Source organism: Luteolibacter ambystomatis, from assembly GCF_018137965.1.
Classification (GTDB): domain Bacteria; phylum Verrucomicrobiota; class Verrucomicrobiia; order Verrucomicrobiales; family Akkermansiaceae; genus Luteolibacter; species Luteolibacter ambystomatis.
Map to the genome: position 1 here is coordinate 2,086,416 of NZ_CP073100.1, position 17,912 is coordinate 2,104,327.

At 61.9% G+C, this 17,912-nt stretch carries 11 protein-coding genes; 5 read left to right on the top strand and 6 right to left on the bottom strand.

From position 1 onward, the window contains the following. Positions 1 to 100: 100 nt before the first annotated feature. Positions 101 to 799, bottom strand: coding sequence for a TetR/AcrR family transcriptional regulator (locus KBB96_RS08010; RefSeq protein ID WP_211634158.1), 699 nt, complete (start codon positions 797 to 799; stop codon positions 101 to 103). 283 nt (positions 800 to 1,082) lie between these two features. Here KBB96_RS08010 and KBB96_RS08015 point away from each other — a divergent pair, with 283 nt between their 5' ends. Further along, on the top strand, positions 1,083 to 1,547 hold the full coding sequence (locus KBB96_RS08015; protein ID WP_211634159.1) for a hypothetical protein: 465 nt from the start codon (positions 1,083 to 1,085) through the stop codon (positions 1,545 to 1,547). A 360-nt stretch (positions 1,548 to 1,907) separates the two neighbouring features. On the opposite strand, the gene KBB96_RS08020 is transcribed toward KBB96_RS08015, so the two are convergent. The 3 genes from KBB96_RS08020 to KBB96_RS08030 form a co-directional block, all read right to left on the bottom strand. Next, complete coding sequence (locus KBB96_RS08020; protein ID WP_211634161.1) at positions 1,908 to 2,534, bottom strand: peroxiredoxin; 627 nt, start codon at positions 2,532 to 2,534, stop codon at positions 1,908 to 1,910. A 96-nt stretch (positions 2,535 to 2,630) separates the two neighbouring features. Continuing rightward, complete coding sequence (locus KBB96_RS08025) at positions 2,631 to 4,079, bottom strand: DHA2 family efflux MFS transporter permease subunit (RefSeq protein WP_211634163.1); 1,449 nt, start codon at positions 4,077 to 4,079, stop codon at positions 2,631 to 2,633. After that, a complete protein-coding gene (locus KBB96_RS08030) occupies positions 4,076 to 4,846 on the bottom strand; it encodes a sulfite exporter TauE/SafE family protein (protein WP_211634166.1) in 771 nt (256 codons plus the stop codon). Before KBB96_RS08030 ends, KBB96_RS08025 begins: the two co-directional genes overlap by 4 nt. Positions 4,847 to 5,055: 209 nt before the next feature. On the opposite strand from KBB96_RS08030, the gene KBB96_RS08035 reads away from it, so the two are divergent. Further along, positions 5,056 to 7,155 (top strand): hypothetical protein, encoded by a 2,100-nt coding sequence (locus tag KBB96_RS08035; RefSeq protein ID WP_211634168.1) that lies wholly within the window; start codon positions 5,056 to 5,058, stop codon positions 7,153 to 7,155. A 64-nt stretch (positions 7,156 to 7,219) separates the two neighbouring features. Here KBB96_RS08035 and KBB96_RS08040 read toward each other — a convergent pair whose 3' ends face one another. Beyond that, the gene (locus KBB96_RS08040) at positions 7,220 to 8,143 is read right to left on the bottom strand and encodes a metallophosphoesterase (protein ID WP_211634170.1); all 924 of its coding nucleotides are present in this window, start codon (positions 8,141 to 8,143) and stop codon (positions 7,220 to 7,222) included. Positions 8,144 to 8,311: 168 nt separating this feature from the next. On the opposite strand from KBB96_RS08040, the gene KBB96_RS08045 reads away from it, so the two are divergent. The 3 genes from KBB96_RS08045 (at position 8,312) to KBB96_RS08055 (ending at position 14,004) form a co-directional block, all read left to right on the top strand. Then, entirely contained in the window at positions 8,312 to 11,818 is a 3,507-nt protein-coding gene (locus tag KBB96_RS08045; protein WP_211634172.1) for a hypothetical protein, read from the top strand. A gap of 423 nt (positions 11,819 to 12,241) precedes the next feature. After that, positions 12,242 to 13,150, top strand: a complete 909-nt coding sequence (locus tag KBB96_RS08050; protein WP_211634174.1) for a hypothetical protein — start codon at positions 12,242 to 12,244, stop codon at positions 13,148 to 13,150. Further along, complete coding sequence (locus KBB96_RS08055) at positions 13,150 to 14,004, top strand: SUMF1/EgtB/PvdO family nonheme iron enzyme (protein ID WP_211634176.1); 855 nt, start codon at positions 13,150 to 13,152, stop codon at positions 14,002 to 14,004. The genes KBB96_RS08050 and KBB96_RS08055 overlap by 1 nt, the downstream gene beginning before the upstream one ends. A gap of 248 nt (positions 14,005 to 14,252) precedes the next feature. On the opposite strand, the gene KBB96_RS08060 is transcribed toward KBB96_RS08055, so the two are convergent. Continuing rightward, a complete protein-coding gene (locus KBB96_RS08060; protein ID WP_226373673.1) occupies positions 14,253 to 17,678 on the bottom strand; it encodes a DEAD/DEAH box helicase in 3,426 nt (1,141 codons plus the stop codon). Positions 17,679 to 17,912 lie beyond the last annotated feature (234 nt).

A 17,912-nucleotide genomic window follows, 5' to 3' on the forward strand; every position in this document is an offset into this window, starting at 1 on the left:
CAATCGGAGTTTCGATACACCCCCGAATGACACGGTCGTAGAATGCCACTCCGGCTTTCACCGCTCGGAACCATCGAGTCTCGTTGTCCGTATCGCCGCCTCAGAAATCGAACGTTGCCTGCGGCCCCTTGGCCACCACGGCGTCACCGGTTTCCAAGCCATTCCGCAGACCGGCGGCAGCGAAGCGGGTAAACCGCGCAAGGGTCGTCTCGATCGTCGGACTGCCTGCGGCCCCTTGGGAGATCATCTGCAGGACATCCTCCTGCGCCATCGCGTGGTACATCGCCCCCACCACGAAGTGCATGCGCCACAGGATTTCCTCGGCGGGCAGGCCGGGCAACGACTTCGACAAGGCCTTCACGAACCGCGAGCACACCACCTTGAACTGCTCGATCAGCACCGGAGGCATCGCATTGCCCTGCTCACCGAAGGTACGGCCGACGAGTTTCAGGAACAGCCGCTCGGAGAGTTCGGACCGCCGCACCTGGGTCACCATCGGGCGAACAAAGGCCTCCAGAACTTCTTCCAATGGCACTGCCTTGCCCGCCCAACGGCGTTCGATGGCATCAAGCCGGGCGATACGCTCCTCATTGATCGGCGTCACATAGCGGGTCATCACCGCCGCCACCAGACCATCCCGGCTGCCGAAGTGGTAATTCACCGAGGCGATGTTCATCGCGGCCTTCTTCGTGATGTCACGAACCGAAACCGCCTCAAAGCCACGCTCCGCGAACAAGGCCTCCGCAGCCTCGACCAACTTGAGCTTGGCACCACTCTCGGGAACACTTGTGCGATCCATTGAGTGGATTCCTTACGTCTCACCCCAGCGGGTGTCAAACGTTCGATTAATCACCCATCACAAATTTACCATGCCCCGGAATTCGCTCTGGATCAAAAAGATGCCTCGCTCCGCCTCATTTCATACATTCGATCCAAACATTTGAATGATTCTATTCACGGAAACGCAGAGGTTGTCCACTGTTGTCCTCAGGTTGTTCACAATTCGGCCGGCATTTCTTGCGATTCGCCGTCGTCACGAGGGCTTGTGTTGCATCGCCGAAAGCGCCTAACTCCCCTCCCCGATGTCCGTGAAGACTGAATTGCTCGGCCAGATCCGTGCCGAACTGCGTACCCGTCTGGAGCGTCTGACTACAGCCGCGCGCGAATCCCACGCCGCCGCCACCGATGCCGACAGCAAGGCGGAGAGCAAATACGACACCCGGAATCTGGAAGCCTCCTATCTTGCCCGTGGCCAGGCCAAGCAGGTCGATGAACTGGCTGAAGCCGTGAGGATCTTCGATACCCTCGCTCTCCCGGATTTCGACATCACCGCCCCCATCGATGCCGGGGCTCTGGTGGAAGTGGATCAGGACGGGGAGACATCCTTCTATCTGCTCGCCCCCACCGGCGGCGGCCTGGTGGTCGAGCACCTCGGCTGCGAACTCACGGTGCTCACACCGGAAAGCCCGCTCTATCAAAGGCTCCGCGGGCTGAGCACGGGCGATTCCCTGGACCGCCCCGCGCTGATGGTCACCGAAGTTTGTTAGGTTGAATCGAGATTTAAAGCATGAGGCCGGGTGTCTCTGATGTGGAGCGCGGCGAGACATCGCCGCTTTCGGCACGGGAGAGAAATCGACGGATACTGCGGCACCATCTTGCGAGAGATGCCTGAACCCGTGGGGAGATGATTCTGGAATGCGGGAGCCGCTCCCTGGACACGAAGCCTCTTTCCGGCGATGTCCCGCCTCCGCTCAAAGCGGCGATGCCTCGCCGCACTCCAAATCCAGAGCGCCCTTTGGATGCTTCCCATCCAAAGCAACATGAATGTCGATTCAGCCTAGTTTTCAGGAAGAGCCCCCAGCGGGCCTCTTTCCTGAAAACTGAACACTGAAAACCAGCAAGCTGACTTACTTGCCGAGGTAGTTGGACACACCTTCGTGGTCCGGGGTCATGGCGTCGTCGCCTTTCTCCCAATCCATCGGGCAGACTTCGCCGTGCTGCTCGAAATGCTGGAGGGCGTCGATCACGCGCAGGGCCTCGCGGATGGAGCGGCCGAGCGGCATGTCGTTGACAACCTGATGGCGGACGATGCCGGCCTTGTCGATGAGGAACAGACCACGATAGGCGACGAGTTCACCGGTGATCTCGATGTCGCCGTCTTCGGTCTCCACGTAGTCACCGGCGAGCACGTCGTAGTCGGACGAGATGGTCTTGTTGATGTCCGCCACCAGCGGGTAGGTCACGCCCTGGATGCCGCCCTTGCTGCGCGGGGTCTGGAGCCAGGCCCAGTGGGAGAACTCGGAATCGGTCGAGCAGCCGATGACCTTCACACCGCGGGACTCGAACTGCTCCAACTCCTCCTGGAAGCGGTGGAGTTCGGTCGGACAGACGAAGGTGAAGTCCTTCGGGTAGAAGAACAGCAGGACGTAGTTCTTCCCGAGGAACTGGGAGAGGGTGAAGTTTTCGATGATGGTTTCCCCTTTCACCGCCTTGGCGGTGAAGGCCGGAGCTTTCTTTCCAACGAGAACGGACATGGTATCGGTCCCGGACCCCGTCCGGGCGCGCGCGGGGTACTGGCTGGAAGACCGGGAGTCAACCAAAGGCCGCCACATGGATACAAAGAAAGCCCCTTATTCCTCCGTCGCCTCCACATGGCCGCTGACATCCGCACCATCGTTGCGCTTCAGCGTCAGGAACGTGACCGCGCTCACGATGCTCACCGCTCCTAACAGCAGGTAGGCCCGGTGCAGCGCGGGGATCAATGCAGCCGGATCGGATCGCTCGATGCCACCGAGGAACCACGCCGTGACAAGCGACGCGAAGGCGATGCCGAAGCTGATCGAAAGCTGCTGCCCGGTGCTGGCGATGGTGCTCGCATCACTGGCCTGCTCATCCGTCGTGTCCGCATACGCCAGCGTGTTCATGGCCGTGAACTGGAGCGCGGAGACGCTGCCCTGCATGAAGCTGAACAGCAGGATCACCCATACCGGCGTACCGGGTCCCACTTGGGAAAACGCGGAGATCATCAGGCCGATCACCAGCGTGTTCGCGACCAGCACCTTCTTGTGGCCGAAGCGCGCGAGGATGCGCTCCACCAGCAGCTTCATGCCGATCGCGGCGAGCGCCTGCGGCATCACCAGCAGACCGGCCTGCCATGGCTGGAAGCCCATGCCGAGCTGATAGAGCAATGGCAGCAGAAACGGCATGCCGCTGATGCCGAGGCGCGTCACGAATCCCCCCGCCACCGAGACGCGGAAGGTGCGGATCTTGAACAACGACACCGCCAGCAAGGGATCGCTCACGCGCCGCGCATGCCACGCATAGCCGCCGAGCAGGGCGAACGACAACAACGCGAAGCCACCCACCCACACCGTGTTCATGCGGTGTTCGCCGAAGATCTCCAGCACCCACGACAGCAGCGCGATACCCGCGCCGAAGAGAATGAAGCCCCATGTATCGAGTGGCTCGGAAACCTTGCCGCGGTGGTCCGGCATGTAGCGCCGCATCAGCCATAGCCCGAGGATTCCGAATGGCAGGTTGATCAGGAAGATCCAGCGCCACGGCAGCACATGCACGATGACCCCACCCATCAGCGGCCCCAGCAAGGGGCCTAACAGCGCGGGGATGATCACGAAATTCATCGCCCGCAGGATGCCGGATTTCGGGAATGTCCTCAGAAGGGCGATGCGGCCCACCGGCATCATGAACGCCGCGCCAATCCCCTGCATCACGCGGGAGGCGACGAGCATCGGCAGGTTCAGCGAGATCCCGCACGCCAGTGAACCCAGCGTGAACATCGCGATGGCGAATCCGAACACGCGCTTCGTGCCGAAGTGATCCGCCAGCCAGCCGCTCAACGGAATGAATACCGCAATGGCAATGGTGTAGCTGGTGAGCACGGACTTCAAGCTCAGCGGCGTGACCTTCAGCGAGGCCGCGATGGTCGGCACCGCCGTGTTCACGATCGTGCCATCGAGTTGCTGCATGAACAACGCCACCGCCACCACCCACGGCAGATAGCGGCGGGTGGTTTCCAGGGCCGGGTCCGTCGTTACTAACGGGATCACGGGATCGCTCATGCGCGGAAAGTCCGGTAGAAGGTGATCGCGGAAATCACGAAGCCGATCGCCAGCACCAACCGCCGCACCCACACCTGCGGGATCTTCTGCGACCAGTGCGCACCGACGAAGTAGCCGATGATCGCGCCCACGGTCATCACGCCGGCCTTGTGCCAATCCACCATGCCGCGAGCAATGAACATCACCGAGGCCACCACGTTGATCAGCGAGCCGAGGATGTTCTTCAACGCGTTCATGCGATGGATGTCCGTCAGGCCGATGAAGCCCAGCGTGGCCAGCATGAGAATGCCGATGCCCGCACCGAAGTAGCCGCCGTAGATCGCCACTCCGAACTGGAACAACACCGCGGGCCACACCCGCCGCTTCCGCGCCGGTTCCTCCACGGTGCGTTTCACCATCCGCGCCACCACGCCTTGCACCAGGAACAGCAGCGTCGCGAACAGGATCAGGAACGGCACCAAGTGCTTGAAGGTGGAGTCATCCGTAACCGTCAGCAACCAGCTCCCGATCAGCCCGCCGAGCAAGCTCACCGGCACGAAGCGCCACAGCCACTCGCGGATCGCCGGGATGTGCCTGCGGAAGCCGAAGACCGAGCCCCCGGTGCCGATCACCAGCGCCACGGTACTCGTGGCATTCGCGATCACCGGCGGAGTGCCCACCGCGAGTAGTGTCGGAAACGTCAGAATCGTCCCGCCTCCCGCCACCGCATTGATCGCTCCGGCGGCCATCGCCGCCCCGAGGAGGGAAAGAGTCTGCGTCACCGTCATCGCCGCGCCCCCACCCTATCCACGCCCCGCCGCTGGGCAACCGTGGAGTTCCCGGAGGCAGGTGGCCGCGCACCTCACCAAACCACCTTCACTACTCACTGTCAGTTGTTTGCAATATTTAATTTGTGCCCTATTTCGCCGATTTTGCCACTACGGAGACCGGAGACGACCATGCAGGGTGAACGTCCTCTCAAAGAGAGGCGCCCCATATGAAACCCATCAAACTCCTCTGTTACTTGCTGCTCGGCGCGATCGCCGAGGCACAAACCGTGACCCCCACCAAAAGCTCCTACACGGTGGGAGAAGCGGTTCAGATCGCCTGGACCGGAGCCAGCACCACCGCCGATTGGTTCGGTATCTATCCCGCCGGAGTGACGCCCGGCGGTCAGGCCAGCCTCAACTGGATCTACACCAGCGGCACCCAGACGAAACCCGGCAGCGTGATCGCCAGCGGCTCGGCCACCATGACTTCCTCCCTTTCCCCCGGAAACTACGCCGTCTTTCTCTGCGCCAATGATGGCTACACCGTGCGGGCTTCCAATACCTTCTCGGTGGTCGCGGCTCTCTCCGTCACGGCGGCCCCGTCACTCGTGGGAGACCCGCTTGTCGTGAGCTTCAACGGCGCCCCGGGAAATGCCACCGATTGGATCGGCGTCTATCAGCAGGGCCAGACGGGAAGCAACTACCTGCAGTGGGTCTATCTCAATGGCGCGACCTCCGGGACCGTCAGCTTCTCCGGCCTGGCCGCGGGCAACTACGACCTCTATCTCTATCAGAACGACACCTATTCGGTCCTCGCACAAGGATCGGCGGTGCGTCTTCCCAACGCCCTCACCGCGGGAAATCCGGTCTTTTCGGACAATGAGTCCGCCACCTTCACCTATCAGTTCACGGACACCCAGAACGACCACTGGGCGGGCGTCTATGCGGAAGGAGCCGCCGATTCGAACTACCTGACATCGATCAATCTCGGTGGAGCGGATTCCGGCAACTCCACCATCACCCAAACACTCACAGCGGGCCGCTATGAAGTGCGCGCTTTCAAGACCGGCACCTATGACAAAGTCGGCCGGGCCCCTTTCCTGGTGCGCGACGATCACCGTCAGGCCACGTGGGTCAGCCTCCCCACCCGGAATCAAACGCATGCGGTCGGTTCCGCCGGCACGCAGAGCGGCTACGCGGATGACGTGTGGAAGGCAACCGCCAGCCAGACCGGCGTGCTCAGCAGCACCATCGCGCCACGGATGAGAGCCGGAAGCTACAACGGGATGGTGCAGATCATCCACAAGGTGAACCAGGTGAAGCTGCTTGGAAAGTTGCAGGCCGTGGTCAATGGCCAGGTCATTGCGGAAAAGAATCTCAATTCCAATCCCATCCCTTCTCTCGGCTCCTACGACTGCCTCTACGAATCGCTTCCCTTCACCCTTGCCCAGGAAAACAACGTCACACTGCGTGTCACCGCCGCAGGCAATGCCGCGTTTTCCACCGGTGTGATGAGCCTCTTCCGCACCACCGACAAGCGGCCGATCCATGTCATCGCCCATCGCAAGAACAACATCCAGCGCGTGAATACCGCCGTCAGCCAGGGCTGCACGGGCATCGAAACGGATACCGACACCGTCGTCGTCAACGGCCAGTTGCGGATCGAGGCGCACCACCACTCCACCGAAGTCGACTGGACTCCCTACAATCAATACGGAGCCTTCCTCGATACACTCAAGGGCCACCTCGACAATGGCGCGCTGACGATGGTTTACTTCGACATCAAGGACCCGGAGGCGGGACAGACCTACGAGCAATTCGCCACGGAATTGTACTCCATGCTCCAAGCCCGCAACTTCGATCCCAGCCGGGTCGTCATCGGAACCTTCGAGCCGGATAGCTTCCGCAGTGTCGCGCAGACGATGAACTTCCCGGTGAACATCGACTCCTACTACTGGGGCAACCGTTACGCGGGTTGGATCAAGGATGCGGAGCTTCATTCCACGCTTCAGGAGTTCGGACAACCCGAAGCTTCCACGCAGGACACGCTCGATCTCACCGAGGCGATCTACCTGAACGGCAGGATCCGCACCAGCTACGTGTGGACCATCACCAATGACGTGAGCTACTACGACAATACCGTGACTCCCTACAGCGCGGACTATTCGAAGACCCTCGCGCGGCGCATGATGATCCTCGGGATCAACGGCCTGATGCCGGATCAATCGTCGTCGATGGTGGACATCATGAGCGAGGCGGCATTCACGAACGTCTTCCGCATGGCGAATACCAACGACCGGGTCAGCCATCTCCACGGGGAGAACTGACACCGGCTAATCCTCACGGGCGGCGGCATGGGCGGTATCCGCGCGGCCGCCGCTTTCGTGTGGATCAGCTCAATCTTTCCCGCGTGGGCTCCGGCCCGAAGCCCTCGACGGTGATGCGATCCCGATAGCAGCTCACCACGGCGAAGGGATTGTCGGTGGCCGTTTCCACCATTCCCTTGAAGTTCACGTAATGGCAATGCCCGGCGTGGGCATAGTTCCCCTGGTGATCGTGGCCATTCAGGTAGGCGGCCACGTGCGGATGCCGCTCGATCACTTTCACCACTTCACCAGCATTCCAGAGGCGATGCGGATTGTCGGCGGGAAGCAGCGGAAAATGACCGCAGATCACCACGCGCTGGTTCGCGGCTTTCGCGGCGGTGAGTTCGCTTTCGAGCCACTCGAGCTGCACCGTGCCAACCGCCCCGTTCCACGGCTGCGCGTTCGACTGCTTTTGACCGGCGAGTTGTTCCATCCGCTCACGGGCTTCCTTGGTCCGTGGATCGGCCGCCGGATAACGGAAAGTCGAAATCTCCGTGGCATCGATCAGTGCGAACCTCCAACTGCCATGGACGAAACTCTGGTAGCCGGACTTCAGACCGACTTTTTCCAGAACCTTCGGCTTCTCATCATCGGTGACATCAAAGTCATGGTTGCCGAGCACGATGCGGTGTGGAGACCGCAGCTTGCCATAGCGCGAGAGAACGGGCTCGAAGCTGGCGAAGTCGTGATCGATCAGATCCCCCAGCGTGACCGTGAAGGCGAGGTCATGCCGGTTGAGCTCCGCAATGCCGTCCTCCAGCTTTTTCAATGAAGCGCGGTAGTGGCGCGTCCCCTTCGGCACCGCGTCCGCATACTGCGGGTCCGCGATCACACCGAACCGCAAGGGCTTCTCCGGCTCTTCCTCCGCCGCGCCGGCGAGTGCCGGAAACCCGGCCAACGCGGGCAGGGTGATCGTCAAAAACCGCCGTCGATTCCACTGGAGCATCATGACTCGAAAAGCGTGGCAGGAGTTGGCAGGACCACAAGCCCGCGGGTGCCTCGGTTTTGGAATCCGTCAGAAAAATGTGATACCTGCGCCTACTCGCCACACCTCACGGATACGGCGGCTTGTCCATCTCCTCCCCGCAGGCCGCCGGGCTCTAAAACCCGCTATTCCGTGAAACCCTGTTCCATTGCTCTCTTTCTCTCCACAGCGCCCGTCTGGAGCGCCCAATTGCTCACCAATACCGGCTTTGAAACCGCGCCCTTCCCCAGCGGCTGGACCGCCACCGGTGTGACCAGCACCACCGGCCTCGGCAGCTCCGTGGGCGCGAGGATGCCCTACAACACCAGTGCCTCGCTGAGCCAGAATGCCAGCAGCAGCGCGGCGAATTTCACGGCGGATGTTTCCTTCCAAATCGCCGGGACCAATGAGGCGCAGTCGTTCCGCTTCACCCTGCCCGGCGGCACCTACGATGTGGTGGAAGTCCGCACCGGCACCGGAGGCATCCTCCAGGTGAAATACGGCACGGACTTTTACCCGCTCACCAGGAAGTCGGACGGAGCCAGTTTCGCCGTCCCGGTCAACAGCACGGTGAAACTGAGGATCATCGGCAGAAACTTCGGCACTTCCGCCGCGGAGTATGATCTGGTGTGGTCGGATGCCGGTTCCGCCACCCTCAGCCATGCGGCCACCGGCTTGAAGACCTTGTCACCACTGATGTCCACGCTCTCACCCGTCACCGGCGTGCGCATCGCCCGCAATATGATGGCCGCGAATTCGTTCACCGTCGATGACATCTCCCTGCAGGACACCGTCGCCACCGCGCCCACCGCCGACTACCAGATCCTCACTCCGGAGCCGGACAAGGTGGTGCAAATCTCCGGTGTCTATCCCCACCTCGCGATGAGCAATACCAGCGGCGAGTGCGGCACCGGTGCTGTCGTTCCATGGGCGGGCAAACTGTGGACGATGACCTACGGCCCGCACCTGCCAAACGGCTCCGATGACAAGCTCTACGAGATCGCTCCGGACCTCTCGCGCGTGATCCGTCCGGAAAGCATCGGCGGCACGCCCGCGAACCGCTTCATCCACACCGCTTCGAACCAGCTCATCATGGGGCCGTATTTCATCGATGCGAACCGGAACGTGCGCGCCATGTCCTACTCCACCGCGCCCGGACGCTACACCGCCACCGCCGCACATCTCAGTGATCCGAACCGCGTCTACATGTTCACGATGGAGGACGGGCTGTATGACATCAATGCCAGCGACCTGTCGTTCATCACCCGCTATCCGGACGTGCAGGGCACCAGCGACCGCTTCCTTTTCGGCTACCATGGCAAGGGCGCCTACACCGGGCAGGGCCGCCTGGTCGTCGCAAACAATGGCGAGCCGGACATGAAATCACCCTCCGGCGTGCTCGCCACATGGGATGGCACCACCGTCCAGCAGAACGGCGGCAGCTACCTCGCCACCAACGACCCGAACACGGCGGAGAACCGGCCCAACCCGGTCACCGCCCAGCCGAACTACATGGCGGGCTGGACCCAGGTGGCGAAGATGCAGCACTGCGAGGTCACCGGCCCCGGCGACATCCGAGGCAACCAGAGCGCCAGCGATCCGGTGTGGACCACCGGCTTCGATGCGAAGTCGGTAGTACTACGAACCTACGAGAACGGCCAATGGAACCTGTGGCGGCTGCCGAAGGGCTCCTATACCCATGATGGCAACCACGGCTGGCATACCGAGTGGCCGCGCATCCGCGAGATCTCGCCGGGCAAATGGCTCATGCACATGCACGGCATGTTCTTCGATTTCCCCGCCACCTTCTCCTCCACGAACTTCTCCGGCCTCGCGCCGATCTGCGACTACGAAAAGATGCCGGTGGATTACTGCACCTTCAACGGGCAACTGGTGATGGGCAAGAACGACACCTCGCGCTTTGACAACTCGCTGGTGCCGCGCGCGCAATCGAACCTGTGGTTCGGCCAGCCCGATGACCTGAAGAAGTGGGGCACGCCACAGGGCCACGGCGGTCTCTGGTTGAACGAAAGCGTCGCCGCGAACACCACCACCGAGCCGTTCCTCGTGAAAGGTTTCAGCCGCGCCATACTGCATCTGCGCAAGACAGCAGGCAGCGCGTCCTCCATCGAGATCCAGACCAGCGGTGGCAATGGCACGTGGACCACACTGCGCACCGTGCAGATCCCCGCATCCGGCTCGAGCTATGAACTGCTGAACAACCTCAACACCGGCTGGGTGCGGCTGCGCGCCATCGATGCCGCCGCGAATCTCACCGCCTACTTCATCCTCACCAATCCCTATCCGCACGCCACCCCGGCCTCCACCGCCACGGATGAATTCGCCGCGCTCGCGGACATCCGGGACACCTCCGGCACGACCGAAGGCGTGATCCGCACGATGAACACCGGCAGCCTGCCCCTGGAATTCGCCGCCACGCACACCACCGGCGTGGGCAGCTCCGCGGCGTCCGGTTATTTCCGTATCGGTGGAGCGATGAAACTGGATGCCATCACCGATGCCACGGCGGAAAACACGCTGCGGACCTCCGCCGCCGCGACGAAGGACTTCGGCAGCGATGCCGCGAGCGCATGGGTGATGCAGGGCACGGCGAAGCTGCGGCTGCCCATGCTGGACGCCTCCTATGACAACGCCTTCGCCAGCGGCTGGGCACGCGGCCTGCGTGAAGTGGTCACGGAACGCCAGATGCTCAACTGCCACGGAACGCTCTACGAAGTGCCGCGCGACATCTCCGGTGACAAACGCCGCATGAAGCCGCTCGCCACCCACGGCAAGCGCATCTCGGACTTCGCCTCGTGGCGCGGACTCTTCGTCGCCACCGGCGTGCTCGATTCCGCGCCTGCCTCGGACAAGGTCGTGCGCTCCACCAATGGCGGCGGCGCGCTGTGGCTCGGCGAGGTCGATGACCTCTGGCGCATGGGCGAACCACGCGGCTTCGGTGGTCCATGGAAGAACACCGCCGTCACCGCAAACACCGCGTCCGATCCCTATCTGATGTATGGCTACGACCGCAAGGAGCTGCGGCTCTCCCATACCAGCGGAGGCAGCGTGACCTTCACCGTGGAGGTCGATTTCCTCGGAGACAACACCTGGGTCCCCTACTCCACCTTCAACGTCGCGTCGGGGGAGACCTTCACGCATGTCTTCCCGGAAGGCTACAATGCGCATTGGGTACGCGTGACCTCGAACACCACGACCACTGCCACGGCCACCTTCTTCTACGGCCCGGTGGACAAGCGCGATGCCCTGCTCGATTGGGCGCGAGATCACGGCCTCGCCACCGGCGGCGGACGCGGCGCGCTGCAAACCACGGATACGGATCACGATGGCATCGCGGATCTGTTCGAGTATGTCTTCGTGCTCGATCCGCAGGCGGTGAATCCGGGCATCGGCGTGGAGCTGAAGAAAGACGGCGGCAATCACACGGCCTCCATCGACCTCCGAACGGACATCCAGAATGTCGCGCTGACTTGGGAGATCTCGGATGATCTCGAACACTGGTCAGCGGCTCCGGCGGAAGAGATCCCGTCCGTGGATCAAAGCGGCGTCGCCCCCGGCATGGTGCGCCGCAGCTTCAAAGTCCCAACCGGTGAGACGCACAAGTTCGGGCGTTTGAAATACGGTATTGAAAATCCGTAAGTCATCCATGGCTGTCGTGTCCCGTGGCACCTTCGATCCGCAAGGCGCGGCGTGGAAATTGGTTTTCAAATGGCATACGGGATATTTGATGAGATGGCCGGGTATTCTTGAATCTTCAGGGCCAACGGCCCGCCCCATACCAGCCTGGGCCGCGAGGCCCAGGTATGCATGCGAGGGAAATCGAGGGCTGAAGGCCCGATCCATTCTTTGGCAGCGCGCAGGAGCAACCGAGTCTTCCCAGCATGGATCGGGCTTTCAGCCCTCCAATCGAATAGAATCACGACCTGGGACTTGCAGCCCAGGCTGGTATGGGTCGGGCCGTTGGCCCTCAAGATTCATCACTCTCAACCATCCTCTTCAATCTGTGTAATCTGCGGTCACCTTCTTCATTGCGGAACGACCGGAATCGAAGAATATGCCTCCATGAAGATCCCCGCAGCTTTCGCCGCATTGCTTCTCGGTTCCACTCTTGTCCATGCCCAGGAACCGGTGCCGGTGGACGGCGTGAAGCTGCTGGACAAGGCCATCGCCGCGCCGGGTTCGTATGCGCAGGTCTGCGATGTGGTGATGGCTCCGCAGGACGTGCCCTATCGCGCGTTCCTCATCCAGGATTTCAACGGCGCATGGTTCTCGAAGGCGACCGAGGCCGCCGTGAAAGCGAACCGGGCGGAAGTCGTCAAAGCGATCCGCTCGCGGTTGCTGGAGATTGATTTCTCGCGCAAGGCCCAGGAGCCGCCCAAAGATCCGAATCCGGAAATGTCCGCGGATGGCGATGACCTTGGCTATGATCCAGGCTCCCTCAATCCGCTGCTCCTCCAGCTCATCCTCGATCTGGACGCCATTGAAACACTGCCAGAACTGCTGGCGGTGGAGGACAAGCTGGTCGATGGCATCAACAAGGCCAAGGACGATGCCAAGGCTTCCCCACCGGTGGTCGCCGGTTGGAGCGTGGCGCTTGAAGGAGGCTATGGCGAAGACCTCAGGGAATCGGTGCTGCAACGAAAGATCTCGCTCTTCAACTCCCGCGTGGCCCAGAGGGATCTGGTCATCGCCATGGCGAAGTTGATGCGTGGCAAATCCTACGCGCCCTATCTCACTTCCAAGATCGAGAAGGACTACCAGAAAAGCGCGAAAGCAGCCGCGAAAAAGGGCGATCTCGCCAAGTTCAAGCCCGGCGAACCCCTTCCTCCGGAGCTGGAAGGCATGCCGATCATTGTTGATCCGATCCTCCACGTCCCGGTGAACACAGGAGTGGGGGTCCCGATCCCCTACTCCCGCGAATCCCGCGATGAAATCCGCGCTGCGGCACAGAAGTGGGTTTCCGAACATTGATGGATCGGCCCGCCGTGAAACGGATCGTCTTCGCGATGCTCGCCGGCTCCCTGATGGCGGCCGATGGCGAAGCCGTGAAGCAGGATGGACCGAACGGGCACAAACTCATCACCGTGCCAGCCGGAACATATGCGCTGGGCAGCAAGGGCCATCCGACCAATCCGGCACATGCATTCAAAACCTCCGGTTTCCGCATCGCCGATTGCGAGACAACCAACGCGCAGTTCAGCCGCTTCGTCGCCGCGACGGGTTACGTGACGTATGCGGAGAAGCAGGGATGGAGCCTGATAGGAGGCGAAGGCAGTGCCGAGTGGGAATGGAGGCGCATGGATGGCGCGAACTGGCGTCATCCCTTCGGCCCGCAAGGGCCGGATGCGGAGAAACTGCCGGATCATCCCGTGACCCAGATCAGCGGCGAGGACGCGAGGGCGTATTGCAAATGGATCGGCGGACGCCTGCCACAGCTGGATGAATGGGAAACCGCCGCCCGCGCCGGTGCAACGACCCGCTATCCATGGGGCGACACTTACGTCCCCAGGTGCGCGAACACCTGGAACGGGATCAACCACTTGAAGAACACGCGCGAGGACGGCTACGTGCTCACCTCGCCGGTGCGCTCTTATCCGCCGAACGCGTGGGGGCTCTACGATGTGATCGGGAATGTGTTCGAGTATTGCGAAGGCCATCCCGCCTGGATGAGCGCGGAGGAAGCGAAGCGGAAGATCTGCGGACGCGGCGGCTCGTGGTGGTGTTCCGACCACTGCTGCAATTTCCACAACTTGCTCGATGTGGGCCGGATGATCCGCACCGCCTCGCTGCCGAACCAGGGGTTCCGGGTGGTCTTCGATTTGTAGCCGGACTGGTGACAGTTCGGGCTGGGTGGACGGGCGAAGACGTGCGGATCTCCTTCGCGGGAGCGCCGCGCCCTCCCCTTTCAAAGGAGAACTGGGCCTGCACAGGATCAGTGCGAATCTTCCCTGCCCGAAGTCTCACGACTCCGGCTACGGGGAAGAGAAAATAAGAAGCCCGCGGGGACTCCCGGGTGTTTCACCGGTCATCCGCCGCGGGCGCTCACAAGCAGGAACGCTTGTGTTACTTGAGTTCAGCCTTGGTCCTCGTCCTCACCGCCGTGGTTGAGGATGAACTGGAGGTCTTCCAAGCCCAGGTTCGAGGCGAAGCCTTCGTCGCCGAGCACGTTGGTGACAAGCTGCGTCTTCTGGTGCTGGAGGATGCGGATCTTCTCTTCCACCGTGTCGCGGGTGAGCAGACGATACGCGATGACCTTGTTCTTCTGGCCGATGCGGTGCGTACGGTCGATGGCCTGGTTTTCCACCGCCGGGTTCCACCACGGATCGTAGAGGATGACGTAGGAGGCGGAGGTCAGGTTCAGACCTGCGCCACCGGCCTTCAGCGAGAGCATGAAGACGGACGGGTCCTTGGTCGTCTGGAAGCGCTCGATCTCGCCCTTGCGGTCCTTGGTCTGGCCGGTGAGGTAGTGGAACGGGCGGGCTTCCAGTTCGAGGCGGGCCTTGATGAGGTCCAGCATCGAGACGAACTGGGAGAACACGAGCACCTTGTGGCCTTCCTCGTGGAGCTGGTCCAGGAGGTAGAACAGGGACTCCATCTTCGCCGACTCTTCCTTGAGATACTTCGGATCGATGAGACCCGGGTGGCAGCAGATCTGGCGCAGGCGCATGAGGCCCTGGAGAATGGCGAAGGAGTTCTTCTTCACCGCTTCGTCCGAGTCCAGGCCAAGCAGCGCCTTCTGGATGCGCTTGAGCTCCGCCTTGTAGAGCTCCTGCTGGATGTTCTCCATCTTCGAGTAAACCTCCTCTTCGGTTCGCGGCGGCAGGTCCTGCGCCACCTGCAGCTTGGTGCGGCGCAGCAGGAACGGACGCAGGCGCGAGGCCAGGCGGTTCTGTGAGAGCGGGTCCTTGCGCTTGTCGAAACGCTTCTTGAAGTAAGCGCGGCTGCCGAGCACGCCGGGCATGGCGAAGGCCATGAGCGACCACATGTCGAGCAAGCGGTTTTCGATCGGCGTACCGGTGAGGACCAGGCGGTTCTCGGACTCCAGCTCGCGGGCGCATTTGGCGGCCTTCGAGTCGGGGTTCTTGATCTGCTGGCCTTCGTCGAGGATGACCGTGAGCCACTTGATCTGGTTCAACAGGTCGCCGCAGACACGGAGCTGGGCGTAGTTGAGGATCAGGACGTCGACGTTGTTCTGGATATACTCCACATTGAGGTCCTCGCGGTTGCGGAGGATCTTCGCGTGAAGCTCGGGCGCGAACTTGCCGGCTTCGCTCTGCCACACGTCGAGCACCGACTTGGGACAGACGACGAGCACCGGCATCTTGATCTTCTTCGCGGCCTTCGCTTCATCGCGCAGCCAGAGGATGTAGGTGATCGACTGGATCGTCTTACCGAGACCCATGTCATCCGCGAGGATGCCGCCGAAGCCGTTGGTTGCGAGGTAGGCGAGGAACCGGAAACCGTCCACCTGATACGGGCGGAGCGTGGCGTTCAGATTCGTCGGCACGTCCGGCTCGACTTCGAGCTGGATGTCACCGGCACGATCCTTGATGCGCTTCCACGCCTTCGGGTCGAAGACCTCCGCCGCCTTCGGATCGGCGAGCTGGAGGGCGTGCATGCGGTGGGTCTCACCGGAAAGGTCGAACGGATCGAGGCCGAGACGGGTGACAGCTTCACGCTGGTCGGCATCGAGCTTGATCTCGAGGCGCATCCACGAGCCATCGTCCATGCGGACGTAGCCACCACGAGCGGCAACGAGCTGGCGGATCTGTGCCTTGGAAAGATTGACGCCCTGCACGTCGATGACGATGCGGAGGTCGAACCAGTCGATCTCCTGGTTCACCACCTCGAAGCGGACCGCGGCGGTGACCGGGTCGTTCAGGATGGACTTCAGGCGCAGGTCGATGTCGAGGTCCACGGACTCCGGCATCGCCTTGATCCACTCGGCGAATTTCTCCGGGAACTGCTTGGTGATGCGCGTCTTGAACGAGATGAGTTTCTCGTCATAGGTGAGGCCCATTTCCTCCAGCAGCGAAGGCACCGGATACAAGTCTTCACGGGCGAAACGCAGGAGCTGCTTGCCCTTGACCGGCTGCTGCTCAACGAGCTCCCAGCCCTCCTTGGTCATGCGCTCGGTGCGGCGGCCCTTGGTTTCGATCGCGGTGACGTCGATGACCAGATGCTCGGTCTCAGCGGCGGTGAGACCCGCCACGAGTTTCATCTCGAACTTCGGCTTCAGTTCCAGATCGAGCACGCGCTTCTTCAGAGACTCCGGCAGCGAAGCACCGATCTTGCGGAGGAATTCGACGCCCTCCAGCGAGTCAATCACGCGCCGCGGAATGAGGTAGCGCGGCATCACGTCCGTCTCCTCCAGCCAGCGCGGCGGACCGGGGAATACGGTTTCGTCGGATTGATAGAGCTCCTTGCGGCCCGGCAGCAGGCGCACCGAGTGCGAGACATTCTCGCCCGCGGCGGTCACCAGCTGGAGCGCGAAGCTGTTCGGATCGTATGGATCATCCTCGCACATCCAGCTCAGGGCATCCGTGACGACCTTGAAATCCTTGTCGTCCAGGTTCACCAGATAGCCTTTGAGGGCCGGCTGGCGGAACAAGCGGTTCATGAAACGGCACGACTCCTCCTGATCGAAGTCGAGCGTGGTTTCGCCGTGCTGGCGGTAGAAGGAAAGGAAGTGCTCCCACAGCACCTGGCTGGAGGCATCCATGCGCAGCGCGGCTTCCTGATAGAGGGCCACGTAGGCTTCGATGTCGTTCTTCTCGCGCAGTTGGATCCAGACACCCGCCTTCTCCTCCTTCACTTCGAGACGGCCTTCGTTGATCGTTGCGACGAGGCGGAAGACCACATTGAGCGGCGCATCCTGTGGAGGACGCTCGTTGACCTGCTCGATGCGGTCATACCAAGCGGCGACCTCGCGCTCCTGCTCCCAGTCCGCCATCTTCTTCTGAACGGCGGACAGGTCCGTGATCACGTTCATGAACTCCGGATACGGCAGCTTCCGCTTGTAGAAGGCGTAGGCGATGTAGTTCCAGAATTCCAGGATGTCGCCCGGCGGCATCGGCCACAGTTCGAGCGGCTCGTAGGTGGTGATTTCCCAGCGCGGCGTGATGCGGACCATGTCATGGTCGTGTAGCTCGCCTTCGATCACGTAGCGGCGGTAGCGCTTCTCGATCTTGGTGACGAAATCGGCTTCCTTGTCATCCAGTTCGCGGCCGAGCTTTTCCTCGATGATGTCGAGCACCGGCGTGTCGTCGAATTCGTTCGGCGATTCCGGCAGGTCCTCGCCGCGGTGCATGCGCTCCATCATCGTGGCGTACTGGCACGCCCCGGCGACGATTTCGTCCTCCGCCGTACAGGAGCCGAACCAGCGGTTGCCCTGCAGGCGCAGGCTGGTGCGGAAGGTGCCGCTCTCGTCCTCGACGCGGCCTTGGATGAAGAGGTGGTTCCCGAAAATCTGGGTAACCGCGCCTTCTTTCTGAAGCATTTCGCCGCGTTTCCGCGCCTCTTCTGGGAAGCTGTTTAGGAAGTTTAGAGTCGCTCTGTCTGGATTCATCGCTGGAAGTGTCGAAGCCGGGGTGGAGACGCAATTCCCCCGGGACGACCATGTACGATCGTCCCGGAGGAATTGCGGGGCGCAACGATAGGCACTTGTTTCGGAATCCCGCAACAAAAAGTCCGTACCTTTCTTGTAGGGGAAAACCCTTATGCCCATCCAGAG